10 protein-coding genes are annotated in these 12,827 nt (G+C 67.4%); 6 read left to right on the forward strand and 4 right to left on the reverse strand.

Annotated features, from left to right (window positions below; all coding sequences use genetic code 11):
• Window positions 1-46 precede the first annotated feature (46 nt).
• A complete protein-coding gene (locus E4L96_RS09695; protein WP_229414364.1) occupies window positions 47-1,843 on the reverse strand; it encodes an autotransporter assembly complex protein TamA in 1,797 nt (598 codons plus the stop codon).
• A gap of 160 nt (window positions 1,844-2,003) precedes the next feature.
• Between E4L96_RS09695 and queC the strand changes: the two genes are divergently transcribed.
• The 3 genes from queC (at window position 2,004) to E4L96_RS09710 (ending at window position 6,541) form a co-directional block, all read left to right on the forward strand.
• Complete coding sequence (gene queC, locus E4L96_RS09700; protein WP_135207015.1) at window positions 2,004-2,714, forward strand: 7-cyano-7-deazaguanine synthase QueC; 711 nt, start codon at window positions 2,004-2,006, stop codon at window positions 2,712-2,714.
• A 30-nt stretch (window positions 2,715-2,744) separates the two neighbouring features.
• On the forward strand, window positions 2,745-3,491 hold the full coding sequence (locus tag E4L96_RS09705; RefSeq protein ID WP_135207016.1) for a metallophosphoesterase family protein: 747 nt from the start codon (window positions 2,745-2,747) through the stop codon (window positions 3,489-3,491).
• 83 nt (window positions 3,492-3,574) lie between these two features.
• Window positions 3,575-6,541, forward strand: coding sequence for a sensor domain-containing diguanylate cyclase (locus E4L96_RS09710; RefSeq protein WP_229414366.1), 2,967 nt, complete (start codon window positions 3,575-3,577; stop codon window positions 6,539-6,541).
• An 11-nt stretch (window positions 6,542-6,552) separates the two neighbouring features.
• On the opposite strand, the gene E4L96_RS09715 is transcribed toward E4L96_RS09710, so the two are convergent.
• Entirely contained in the window at window positions 6,553-6,930 is a 378-nt protein-coding gene (locus tag E4L96_RS09715) for a hypothetical protein (protein ID WP_135207017.1), read from the reverse strand.
• 251 nt (window positions 6,931-7,181) lie between these two features.
• Between E4L96_RS09715 and E4L96_RS09720 the strand changes: the two genes are divergently transcribed.
• Together E4L96_RS09720 and E4L96_RS09725 are read left to right on the forward strand one after the other, a co-directional pair.
• Window positions 7,182-7,391, forward strand: coding sequence for a hypothetical protein (locus E4L96_RS09720; protein WP_135207018.1), 210 nt, complete (start codon window positions 7,182-7,184; stop codon window positions 7,389-7,391).
• A 122-nt stretch (window positions 7,392-7,513) separates the two neighbouring features.
• Window positions 7,514-9,466, forward strand: a complete 1,953-nt coding sequence (locus E4L96_RS09725) for a sensor histidine kinase (RefSeq protein ID WP_135207019.1) — start codon at window positions 7,514-7,516, stop codon at window positions 9,464-9,466.
• 278 nt (window positions 9,467-9,744) lie between these two features.
• On the opposite strand, the gene E4L96_RS09730 is transcribed toward E4L96_RS09725, so the two are convergent.
• Both E4L96_RS09730 and E4L96_RS09735 read right to left on the reverse strand, forming a co-directional pair.
• Complete coding sequence (locus E4L96_RS09730; RefSeq protein WP_135207020.1) at window positions 9,745-11,250, reverse strand: DUF3369 domain-containing protein; 1,506 nt, start codon at window positions 11,248-11,250, stop codon at window positions 9,745-9,747.
• Between the two features lie 161 nt (window positions 11,251-11,411).
• Complete coding sequence (locus E4L96_RS09735; protein WP_135207021.1) at window positions 11,412-12,143, reverse strand: DNA-formamidopyrimidine glycosylase family protein; 732 nt, start codon at window positions 12,141-12,143, stop codon at window positions 11,412-11,414.
• 137 nt (window positions 12,144-12,280) lie between these two features.
• Between E4L96_RS09735 and E4L96_RS09740 the strand changes: the two genes are divergently transcribed.
• The gene (locus tag E4L96_RS09740) at window positions 12,281-12,766 is read left to right on the forward strand and encodes a DUF3016 domain-containing protein (protein WP_135207022.1); all 486 of its coding nucleotides are present in this window, start codon (window positions 12,281-12,283) and stop codon (window positions 12,764-12,766) included.
• Window positions 12,767-12,827: the final 61 nt, after the last annotated feature.

The following is a 12,827-nucleotide window of genomic DNA, read 5'->3' on the forward strand; positions in this document are numbered from 1 at the left end:
GCGCCAGGCTGCCCAGGATACTGGGGAGGAGTATCGTTCGCGTCCATCAGAAAGTGAATCCCAGCGAGAAGTGCAGGCGCCATTTGTGGATCGCCTGGCCATATGCGGCATCGACATTGATCGGCCCGACCGGGCTGCGCCAGCGCGCGCCGACGCCGTAGCCCGCGCGCGGCTTCAGTTCGCGGAACACATCGCCCGCATTGCCCGCGTCGTAGAACACGGCCACGCCGTACTGCGGCTTGAGCCAGTAGTCGATTTCCGCGCTGCCGGCCAGCAGATAGCGCCCGCCGGTGATGGCGTCGCCCACCCGCACGCCCAGTTCCTGGTAGCCGTAGCCGCGCACCGACTGGTCGCCGCCTGCGCGGAACAGGTAGGTGGACGGGATGCCATCCTTGCCCTTGGACGCCACCGCCCCCGCCTCGCCGCGCAGGATCAACGTGGCGCGCGCAGACAGCGGCCGGTAGTCGATGAAGCGCAGCGCCCCGCGCAGGAATACGCGGTCGGTCAGCACTGGCAGCGGTGCGCCGCCCAGCTGCACGTTGAGCGCGTAGCCTTTGTTCGGCAGCAGCAGGTTGTCCAGCTCCCGCTTGGTGATGTTATAGGTGAAGGGCAGGCTCTTGGCGCGCGATGCGGGCAGGCCGTCGATGATCTTGCGCTCGGTGAGCAGTTCGAGCTGCACGGAGCGCTCCAGCTGCGGCGTGCCCCAGGCGCGCTTGGCCTGCACGGTGGCGGTGGTGGTGATCTCGCCGTTCAGGTCATTGCGCTCCATGCCGCCGCCGAAGCTGTCGTTGTAGCCACCCGGCTTGGTCGGATAGTAGAAGTCGGCGCGCGCCACCTGGCGGCGCGTCTCCAGCGTCAGGTTGCTCTTCATGCGCAGGCCGAACACGGAGAGGTCGTCGTACTGCAGCGTGGCGCGGTTGCCGGTGTTGGTCGAGTAACCGAGACCGGCGCTCACGTTGCGGTACTTGTTCTCGGTGACGCGGATGAGGATCGGCAGGGTGGCCGTGGAGGGCAGGGGCACCGGCGCGGGTGCGGTCTGCTGCTCTTCCAGCGTGGCCACCTGCTCCTGCATCACGCTGGACATGTCGGCCGTGACTTCCACGCTGCTGAAGTAGCCCGTGTCCTGCAAGCGGCCCTGCAGCACCTGCAGCGCGGCCTCGCTGTACTCCTCCCCCGGCTTGATCGTATTCAGGTTGGTGACGACGGTCTCGGGATAGCGCTTGAGCCCTTCGATGCGCAGGCCGCCGAAGCGCGCCTCCGGCCCGCTGTCGATCACCACGCGCAGGTTCGCGCGGTGCGCCTCGGGATCGACCGTGGCGCTGGTGTCGACCAGCTGGGCGCGCGGGTAGCGGGTCGCGATCACCTGGCGCAGGAGGGCGCGCTTGGCAGCCTCCCAGTCCGGCTGGCGAAACACGCGGCCGCGCGGCAGGGCCCAGGCGGTGCGCAGCGCGCCGGCATCGAATGGCGAGTTGTTTGCCTCGGCGGACGCGAAGCCGCGCAGCTCCAGGTCCACGTCCCCGACCAGCACCGGCTCGCCCGGCTGCACCGTGATGCGCGCGACCGGCTGCGCACCCGAGGTATCGAGCGTGGCCTCCACCGTGGGCGAGTAGTAGCCCTCGGTGGCCACGAGGGTCTGCACCTGCTCCGGCGCGCCCTTGACCAGGCGCTGGAGCTGGTCCCGGTCCAGCCGCGGGTTGCCGCGCCAGCGCTCCAGGTCCAGGTTATTCCGCAGCAGTTCGGCCAGCGGCTTGGGCGCATCGATGGCGACGGTGTACGCCACACCCTGCGCCCAAGCGCCCACAGTGGCCAGCAGGGCGGCCACGGCGAACAGGATTTGTGCCAAAATTCGGGACCGCCGCAGCACTCCGGCCAGCCTCGCGCACCCAGTCATGTCATTCCGATAAGTCATCACTGGCGCATGTTACCGGAACGGCACGCGGGACGGCGGACGCGTACCGGATATGGAACGGGCGCGTGCTACAGAATCACCGAGAGAGAACATCATGCAACAGACTGACAGCGCACTGGTCCTGTTCAGCGGCGGACAGGATTCCGCGACCTGTCTGGCCTGGGCCCTGGAACGTTTCGCCCGCGTGGAGACCATCGGCTTCGACTACGGCCAGCGCCACGCGATCGAGCTGGCCGTGCGCCCGCAGCTGCTGGCGGACATGCGTGCCCTGAAGCCCGCGTGGGCCGCGCGCCTGGGCGAGGACCACATGATCGACCTCGGGCTGATCTCGAAAATCAGCGACACCGCGCTGACCAGCGACGTCGCCATCGCGATGCAGGACAACGGCCTGCCCAACACCTTCGTCCCCGGCCGCAACCTGCTGTTCATGACGGTGGCCGCCACCGTGGCCTACCGGCGCGGCATGAATGTGCTGGTGGGCGGCATGTGCGAGACCGATTTCTCCGGCTACCCGGACTGCCGCGACGACACCATGAAGGCGCTGCAGGTCGCGCTCAACCTCGGCATGGCCACCCGCCTGCGTCTCGACACTCCGCTCATGTGGATCGACAAGGCGCAGACCTGGGAGCTGGCCGAGCAGGCCGGCGGCATGCCGCTGGTGGACCTGATCCGCTCGGGCACCCACACCTGCTACCTCGGCGAGCGTGGTGCCCTGCACGACTGGGGCTATGGCTGCGGCGCCTGCCCGGCGTGCGCGCTGCGCGCCCGCGGCTACCACGAATACCGGCGCCGCAAGGGCGCGTAACGCGAGAGCACCCGCGCCCGAGTAGCCGTCATGCGTCTTGCCCTGTTGACCGACCTGCATGCCAACCGCGAGGCCCTGGCGGCCTGCCTGGAGCACGCGCGCGCCCAGAAGGCCGACCGCTACGCCTTCACCGGGGACTTCGTGGGCTATGGCGCCGACCCGGCCTGGGTAGTGGACACGGTGCGCGAGTACGTCGCGCAGGGCGCCATCGCCGTGCAGGGCAACCATGACCTGTCCGTGACCCAGCCCACGCGCCCGCAGATGCATATGGAGGCGCGCGAGGTGATCGAATGGACCCGCGGCCGGCTCGATCGGGAGCAGCTGGACTTCCTCGCCGGCCTGCCGTTGACGGCGGAACTGGACAAGCACTTCTTCGTGCACGCCAGCGCGCACGAACCGCAGCGCTGGGCCTACGTGGACTGCGCGGAGGAGGCGGAAAAAAGCCTGAAGGCGGCGCGCGGCGCCCGCATCGTGTTCTCCGGCCACGTGCACGCCCCGGCCCTGTACCGCCGCGCGGACGATGGCCGCATGGGCAGCCACGTGCCGCTGCCGGATGTGCGCATTCCACTGGCGCCCCAGCACCAGTACCTCGTGCTGCCCGGCGCCGTCGGCCAGCCGCGCGACGGCAACTGTGCCGCGTGCTACGCCATCTACGACGACGCCACGCGCGAGCTGACCTGCTTCCGCGTGCCCTACGACCATGGGGCCGCAGCCCGGCGCGTGATCGCGGCCGGACTGCCGATTGTGTTCGCGATGCGACTGATCGAGGGCATTTGATGCCTTAACGACCAATAGTCGTTGCAGCATGACAACTCCAGGGGTAGTATCGGCGAGATCGCCACCCCAACCGTGACCGTCCGATGACTGCTGGTTCTGGCTCCCGCCTCACGCACCTGCTGGGTCCCCACCTGCTGGCGGCGCTCATCCTGGCGAGCGGGCTCGGCGCCACCACGGCCCTGTGGACGGTCGCCCGCCGCGACGCGCTGCGCGACCTGCAGGCCGATTTCGACTACCGTTCGCGCGAAGTGGTGAACAACCTGGCGCTGCGGATGGCCACCCATCTGCAGGTGGTGCGCGGCGCGCAGGGGCTGTTCGCCGGATCGACCGACGTCTCGCGCATCGAATTCGCCGACTACATTCGCACCCAGGACCTGACCGGCCAGTTCCCCGGCATGCGCGGCGTCGGCTATATGGACATGGTGCGCAACGGCGATCTGGCCGCGCATGTGGCGCGCATGAAGGCGGCCGGTTTTCCCCGCTACTCGATCCGCCCCGCGGGCGAGCGGGCCGAATATGCGCCCGTGACCTGGCTGGAACCGGCGGGCGGCAGCAACGCGCGCATGCTGGGCTTCGATGCCTGGGCCGAACCGGTCCGGCGCGCGACGCTGGAGCAGGCGCGCGACACCGGCCTGCCCACCATGTCCGGCCGCATCGTGCTGCAGCAGGACGACGGGGCGGACCGCTACGGCTTTATCGTCGTGCTGCCGGTGTACCGGCATGACGCGCCCGCGGGCACGCTGGAGCAGCGCCGCGCGGCGGTGCGCGGCTTCGTCTACGGCGCCTTCAACATGCGGGACATGCTGGCGGCGATGAACGCGGATGCCAGCGGCGAACTCGATGTGGAAGTCTACGATGGCGACACCGCCGACCCGCAGGCGCGCATGTCGCCCGGGACCACCCATGCGCCGTCCCTGCTCATGACCGAGCAGCGCATCAGCACCGCCAATCACCGCTGGACGCTGGCGATCCGTGCGCTGCCGTCGTTCGGCAACCACCTGCACTCGGGCCGCGCGCGCAACATCCTGTGGGCGGGCATCCCGGCCACGCTGCTGCTCACGCTTCTCACCTGGCTGCTGGCCACCAGCCGCGCCGCCGCGGCCCGGGCGCTGGAGGGCGAGCGGCAGCTGGGCGCCGAGCTGGATGCGGGCCAGCGCCGCCTGGCGGCCTTGCACGACGCGGCTCAGCGCGGCCAGGCCATGATGCGCAGCATCCTGGACTCCACCGTGGACGGCATCCTGGTCGACAACGGCCGCCACCGCATCCTGGACTCCAACCAGCGCTTCCGCGAGCTGTGGAGCGTGCCGCCCGAGATGGCGCTGGCCGAAGACGACACGGCGCTGATCGCGCACATGCTGGCGCAGCTGCTGCATCCCGCGCCCTTCGTGTACAGCCGCTCGCTCGACTACGACGAGGGCCGCGTGCAGCGCGAGCTGCTGCGGCTCAAGGACGGCCGCTTCTTCGAGCAGTTCACGCGCGCGGTGCGGCTGGGCAGCGAGACGGCGCGCGTGTGGTCGTTCCGCGATGTCACCGAGCGCAAACAGGTGGAGCAGCGCGAGCGCACCCACCGCCACGTGCTGGAGATGCTGGCGCGCGGCGCGCCGCTGCACAGCATCCTGGACGCGGTGGTGCTGGGCATCGAGACCACCAACCCCGGCATGCTGTGCGCCATCATGCTGCTCGACGCGGACGGCCAGCGCCTGCGCAACGGCGCGGCGCCCAGCCTGCCCAAGTTCTTCCGCGACGCGTGGGACGGCCTGGTGATCGGCCATGGGGTCGGTTCCTGCGGCACCGCCGCCAAGTCGGGCACCCGCGTGATCGTGGACGACATCGCGACCCACCCCTACTGGGAGGGCGCGCGCGACGTGGCCGCCCAGGCGGGCATCGCGGCCGCGTGGGCGGAGCCGATCCGTGGCGCGGCGGGCAAGATCATCGGCACCTTCGCCATCTACCACCGCGAGCCGCACTACCCTAGCCCCGCCAACGTGGTGCTGATCGAGCAGGCCGCCCAGCTGGCGGGCATCGCCATTGAGCAGACCCTGGCCGCCCAGGCCCTGCGGGCCGGCGAGGAACGCTTCCGCAGCCTGTACGACCACGCGCCGGTGGCGCTGTGGGAGCTCGACTGGTCGGGCGTGCGCGCGGCCTGCGAGGTGCTGCGCGGGCGGGCCGGCATGGCCGACCTGCGCGGCTACCTGCGCGAGCATCCGGACGACGTGCGCGCGCTCGCGTCCCTGGTGCGGATCCTGGACCTGAACAGCGCCGCGCTGGCCCAGGTGGGTGGGCGCACCAAGGACCTGGAGATGCTGTCGCTGGCCCAGGTGTTCGGCGAACCGGGGCTGGACCTGTTCATCGATGCCGTGGCCGCGCTGCAGGGTGGCGCGCGCCACTTCGCGGGCGAGGGCCGCTTCATGCGGCTGGACGGCACCACGCGCGCCAACCAGGTCACGCTGCTGGTGATGCCGGGGCACGAGCAGCTGGACTTCCTGATCGTGTCCACGCTGGACATCACGGAGCGCCAGCGCATGGACGCCGAGCTGCGCCTGCTGGCCACCACCGACTTCCTCACCGGCCTGCCCAACCGGCGCGAATTCATGGCGCGCCTGGACGAAGAGCTGGCGCGCGTCCAGCGCCACGTCGACGGCCAGGCGGCGGTGCTGATGCTGGACATCGACCACTTCAAGACCATCAACGACCGCCACGGCCACCCGGTCGGCGACGCGGTGCTGCGCCACGTGGCGGAGCTGATGCGCTCCACCCAGCGCAAGATCGACACGCTGGGCCGCATGGGCGGGGAGGAGTTCGCGGTGCTGCTCCCGGGCGCGGGCCACGCGGCGGCGGCGGCCTACGCGGAGCGCCTGCGGCACACGGTGGCAGCGTCGCCGTGCCGGCTGGAGGATGGGGAGGAGATTGCGGTGACGGTGAGTATCGGCTGTGCGGAGATCCGTGCTTTCGATCCCACCGGAGATGCGGCCCTGCTGCGGGCCGACAAGGCGCTGTATGGCGCCAAGGCGGCCGGCCGCAATCGCGTGGAGTGCGAAGGGCCGGCCTGAGAGGCTGGGTCTTACACCGCTGCTTCGTGGGTCATCTTGGCGCGGCGGCTGCGGCGGCTGAAGTACCAGATGAAGGCCACCGGGATCAGGATCGGCACCAGCAGGGGCGACATCAGCGCGGCCAGTACCACGGCGCCGATCACCAGTCCGGCCACCGCCAGGATGCCGAGGCCCGCGAACAGCAGCGCCAGCATCACGCCGACCACCGCCAGCACCACGCCCCCGATCACGAGACCCATGCCGCCGGCCGCGATGCCGATCAGTGCGGCGAAGGGGCCGTCGAAGTCGCCGTCGTCCCAGGCGACGTGCGAGTGTCCGAGATCGATGGTGATGTTAAAGGCGATCATCGCGAGCATGACGACGATGGCGATAGCGACGAATTTTTTCATGATGCGGCCTCTCTTCCTTGTCTTTATCAGGGTCCAGCGCGGGGCTGGTATGGCTGCACTGTAGGCGCGTCTGCATACACGGACCATCGGAATGCGACGAACTGCATTTTGGCCGGGGCGACCGGTACCGCGGCGGGCCTGAACGGCCGCGTGAACGATGGTGTGAATAGCCCAGTCACATGGTCAGTCTGACATTGCCAACGATGCCTGGAAGCCTATACTGGATGTCTATTCAGACCGGAGGAGTTCTTATGGTCCTGACGATTCACGTGGAAGATACCTGGCTCGCGCCCGCGCAGGGCAGCGGTCCAAAAGGTCCTCCGTCGGCGCCCCCTGCGATCCCGCCGATCATCATTAATCCGTTCAGCTATCACATCCCGGCGATCAACATCGATCCGCCGGTACCGCCGCCGGGTCCCCCCGTCCGGCCGCCCGCGCGGCCCCGCGTCCGCATGCACTGAGCAACACCATTCGGATCTTTCGATTGCCATAATCGAAAGATTCGAACACGCCGCTGGCGCGCCCTGCTAGTATTTCCTCTGCGCATCACTTCGAGCGCGTCACGAGACGAGGAAATCACACGATGGACCGCCTGCACCGGCTGGAAGCCGTTCAGACCATGCTGCTGGAGATCGGGCAGCTCTCGACCACGGCCAGCGATATCACGGAATTCATCCGCGCAGTGCACCGCGAGCTGGGACGCATCATGTATGCGGCCAACTTCTACGTGGCGCTGCAGGACCGCGAAGACGGGACGGTGCGCTTCGTGTACTTCGTCGATGAACTGGACGCGACGCCGGATCCGGAGGAACGCGTGACCCTGGCCTCGGCCGACGAATCGCCAACCGCGTGGGTGATCCTCAACCGCAGGCGGCTGGTCATGACCGCGTCCGAGCACGAGACGCGCGCCTGGGGCCTGGGCTCCACCGCGGAGCACTGGGTCGGCTGCCCGCTGCTGGACCAGCATCACCAGACCTTCGGCGCCATCGTCATCCAGAGCTACGACAAGGAGCACACCTACGGCGACGAGGACATCGCGCTGTTCACCCAGATCGCCAACTATGTGTCGGTGGCGCTGCAAGGCTTGCAGAGCATGGACCGGCTGGAGCGCGCGGTGCAGGAGCGCACCGCGGCGCTGGCGCACGAAGTGGCGGAACGGGCGCGCGCGGAGGCGGTGCAGCACGCGCTGTACCAGATCGCCAACCTGTCGGCGGGGCGTGCGGGCGATGCCGAGACGCTGTCCGCCAGCCTGCACCGCATCATCGCGGAGCTGATCGCGGCCCCGAACTTCCTGATCGCGCTGTACCACCCGGAGACGCAGGAGATCTCGATCCCGTACTTCGTGGACGAGAAGGATGCGAGCGCGCCGGTCAAGCGCTTCCGCTACGGCGCGGGCATGAGCTCCTATGTGCTGGCCCGGAAGCAGGCCATGCTGCACGACCGCGCCAGCTACCTGAAGCTGCTGGAGGCGGGCGAGATCGTGGAGCCGCACGGCAGCACGGACATCTGCAGCTGGATGGGCGCCCCGATGCTGGTGCACGAGCAGCCCTATGGCGTCATCATCGTGCAGAGCTACGACCCGGCCATCGTCTACACCCAGGCGGACCTGGACCTGCTGGCCTTCATGGCCTCGCACGTGGCGGTGGCGATCGCCCGCATGATGGCGGACCGCGCGATCCGCAAGGCCAAGGAGCGCCTCGAGCAGCAGAATGCGGCACTGGAAACGGCCCTGCGCCAGCTGGAAGAAGCGCAGAGCGAGATGGTGCGGCAGGAGAAGCTGGCCTCGCTGGGCCGCCTGGTCGCGGGCGTGGCGCACGAGATCAACACCCCGCTCGGCATCTGCGTCACGGCCACCAGCCACCTGGTGCAGGAGCTCAAGCTCACGCGCGAGGAGCTGGCCAATGGCGAGATGACGGAGGACTCGCTGGGGCAGTTCTTCGACATCGTCGACCAGTCGCTGCGCATCATGACCACCAACACGCAGCGCGCGGCGGCGCTGGTGCGCTCGTTCAAGCAGGTCGCGGTCGATCAATCGTCGGACGAGATCCGTTCCTTCAACCTGCGCACCTATCTGGACGAGGTGCTGCTGTCGCTGCAGCCCAAGCTCAAAGGGCGGCCGGTGAAAGTCGAAGTCGACTGCCCGAAGGAAGTGCGGATGGAGAGCCACGCGGGGGCGGTGTCGCAGATCGTCACCAACATGGTGGTCAACTCGCTGGTACATGGGTTCGAGCACGAGCAGGCGGGCAAGATCCGCATCAGCGCCCACCTGGACGACGAAGACCACGTGGTGTTCGACTACAGCGATGACGGCGTGGGCATGGACGAGGACACGCTGGCCAAGCTGTTCGACCCCTTTTTCACGACCAAGCGCGGAACCGGCGGCAGCGGCCTCGGTGCGCATATCCTGTACAACCTGGTGACCGGCGCGCTGGGCGGGACGGTGCGCGTGGTGTCTTCGCCCGGCCTGGGCCTGCACTACCACCTGCGCTTCCCGCGCAACCGCCGCGAGCAGCAGGAAGCCGCCCTTGCGGAGTAAGGCCGGCCGCGACGCCGCCATGCTGCTGCTGATTGGCAGCAGGCCCTCCGTGACACCGGTGGCGCGCACCTCCGCGGCGGCTTCCGCCTCCGCGGCGATCATCGCAGCCGCGCTGCCATTGGTCTCGCCGGCCCGTAGATACGGTCGGCCAGCTGGCGCAGGATCGTGAGCGGCGTACGCGGCGCATCAGCTGCGGGCGCACTGTGGGCGAAGCCCGCCGCCAATCCGCGCGGCTGAGGGAATGAATTCGATAGCGCTGCGCAGCGCCATGCGGGAGCTTAGTCCGGCAAGCGGCGGTTGATTTCCAGCGCCTCGTCCATGTTCTCGATGAGGAGGTGCACATAGGCTGGATCGAGGTGGTGCCCGGCCACTTCCTTGAGGTGGCCGATGACCTGCTCGACCGGCCAGGCATCCTTGTAGCAGCGCTTGTGCATCAGGGCGTCGAACACGTCGGCCACCGCGACGATGCGCGCGTACTTGTGGATGTCCTCGCCCTTGAGCCCTTGCGGATAGCCGGTACCGTCGTAGCGCTCGTGGTGCTGGTGCGCGATCACCGCGGCCGCCTTCAGGATCGGGCGCTGCGAGCCATCCAGGATCGACAGGCCGATCTCCGGGTGCTTCTTCATGATCTCCCACTCTTCGGGCGTCAGCTTGCCCGGCTTGAGCAGCACCGCGTCCGGCGTGCCGATCTTGCCGATGTCGTGCATCGGCGCGGCGTGCATCAGCACCGCCGTTTCGTCTTCGGAGAGGCCGGACTTCTCGGCCAGCAGATGGCACACCTGCGACATGCGGCGCACGTGGTTGCCCGCCTCGTTGGAGCGCGACTCCACCACGTCGCCGAGGCGCATGATCAGCTCCGCCTGGGTATCGGTGATCTCCTGCGTCAGCAGGATGTTGTCGAAGGCGATGGCCACGCCGGAGCAGAACACTTCCAGCAGCTGCTGGTCGATCTCCGAAATCTCTTCCACGCCCTTGAGCACCAGCAGCGAGGCCTTGCCGCTCTGGTTGGGGAAGTAGCCGACATACACGTCGCCATACAGCTGCGAGATGCGGTTCTTGCGCGCTTCGTCCAGCTGCGCCAGCAGTTCGGGATGGATCAGCGTGTCGTCCATGTCGCCGATCTTGGCCAGCACTTCGTACTGCTGCTCGCCGGCGATGACCGACGCTCCGGCCACGCGCACCAGCATGCTCTGTTCGAGGCGCAGCAGCGCCACCACCTGCTGCAGCAGGCCGTTGGCGAAGTCCTTCAGGCTGCGCTGCTGGAACAGGTGCGAGGAGGCGGCAATCACCCGCTCCAGGCCCTCGCGGTAGGTGGCCTGCGCGTGGCGCGCTTCCTCGACCTTCATGATGTCGCGGTAGGCGCGCAGCGCGGCGAAGGTGGTGGTGAACAGCTTGGTGCGGTCCAGCTCCGTCTTTTCCTTGTAGTCGTTGATGTCGTAGTCGACGATCACGCGCTCCTCGGGCGCCTGGCCCGGCTGGCCGGTGCGCAGCACGATGCGGGTGAACTGGTTGTCCAGCTCCTGGCGCATCCAGCGCGCCACTTCCAGGCCGCTGTCTTCCTTCTCCATCACCACGTCCAGGAACACCAGCGCGATGTCCTTCTCGCGCGCCAGTACCTGCTTGGCTTCCGCGCCGCTGTAGGCGTGCAGGAAGGACAGTTGGCGGCCGTCGAGGCGGAAGCGCGACAGGGTCAGCTTGGTGATGTCATGGATATCGGGCTCGTCATCAACCAGCAGGACTTTCCAGGGAGCGAGCTTCGGTGCGCCAGAGGACAGGAAGGACATTGTTCGGATTCCGTTACCGTTATATGTACGCGCGTTCTGCCCGGCGCACGAATGAGTGTCTCAGTCGATTGTAGTATGAGACCTCTGCAATTAACAACCGGCAATAGAAATGTTTTCCTGCCCTTGCAACATGCGGTTTTGCCAAGATGGATGACGAAAAGTCAGGTGTAGAGTTTCTGGCAGTTCTCGCACCAGAAACTGCGGCGCCGGGTGCGGCCGAGCAAGCCTTTCTGGAAGGGGATATGGCAGCGCGGGCAGATGGACTGCTTGTGGGCCAGCCAGTGTTTTTTCAGGACATACTGCTTTTTCCATTCCAGGAAATCGAAACTGTAGGTCCGCGCCTGCTCGACCAGCGCCCGCAGCTTGGGCGCGGGCAGGGCGCCGATCGTCGACAGCGGGTGCAGGCGGATACGGAACAGCACCTCGTTCTTGATGATGTTGCCGACGCCGGAAAAGATCGCCTGGTCCAGCAGCGCGTCGCAGGCGGCCAGGTCCGGCTGGGCGCGCAGCTTCTTGCGGGCGGCCTTGGGGTCCCAGGCCTCGGACATCACATCGGCCGCCCAGTCGTACTCGTCCAGGTCCACATACTTGATCTGGCAGGCGTAGAAGTTCAGCTCGCCGCCGTCATCGAACTCCAGCGCCAGGCGCGGCGGCGGCTTCTCCTTGCGCTCGTCGATGCGGTAGCTGCCGAACAGCAGGAAATGGATGCGGATGGTGTACAGCGGCGTCTGGATCAGGAAGTGCTTGCCCCAGCTGCGCAGTGCCAGCACCGGCATGCCCTCCAGCGCCGGGATGTCGATCGCGCGCGCGTTGCCGGAGGCACGGACGATGGTCTGGCCTTCGAAGCGGGCCGCTTCTTCGCGCAGGATGTAGAGGGAAGGTCCTTCAGGCATGCTGTATGGTGCGGGCGTTTCGCGGGCTGTGCAGTGCGGTTCCTAACGGATCTTGGCATTAAATTATGTCAATACACGCAAAGTTGTCGATTAAGCATATACTGCGCGGTACCATCCACCCTTAAGAGGACTCCACCATGCGCCGTCTTCTCTCCACCGCGGTTGCCATTCTGCTGGCGTTCACCTCTGCCGGCGCGAGCGCCGGGACCGCCAGCATCCAGTTTTCGAATGTCGACACGTACACCGATTTCCCTAGCTGGGAAAAGGATCGCGACGATTTCCTGCAGCAGATTGGCGCACAGTTCATCAAGCGGGCGGGTGACCGGCTGGCGGCTAATGAAGAGCTGAAGATCGAAATCCTCCAGTTTGACCTGGCCGGGATTATGGTGAAGAGGAATGCGATCGAGCGGCGCCTGATCAATTCGAACGACTGGCCGTCGTTCCAGCTGCGCTTACTGCTGCTGCGCGACGGGGTCGTGGTGGACAAGGGTCTGGACAGCATGCAGGGCATGGACAAGGTGTCGGGACACATCCGCTACGTAAACGACGACCCGCTGCGCCTGGAAAAAACCATGATCGACCGCTGGTTCACGGATCGTTTTCCCAAGCGCCAGGGTTCCTGAGCGCCCTAACAATCTGATACAAATCGCGGCGCCGCTGTCACACGGGGCCCCCACATTGGGC

The sequence above is a fragment of the Zemynaea arenosa genome, assembly GCF_004614185.1.
GTDB lineage: Bacteria > Pseudomonadota > Gammaproteobacteria > Burkholderiales > Burkholderiaceae_D > Telluria > Telluria arenosa.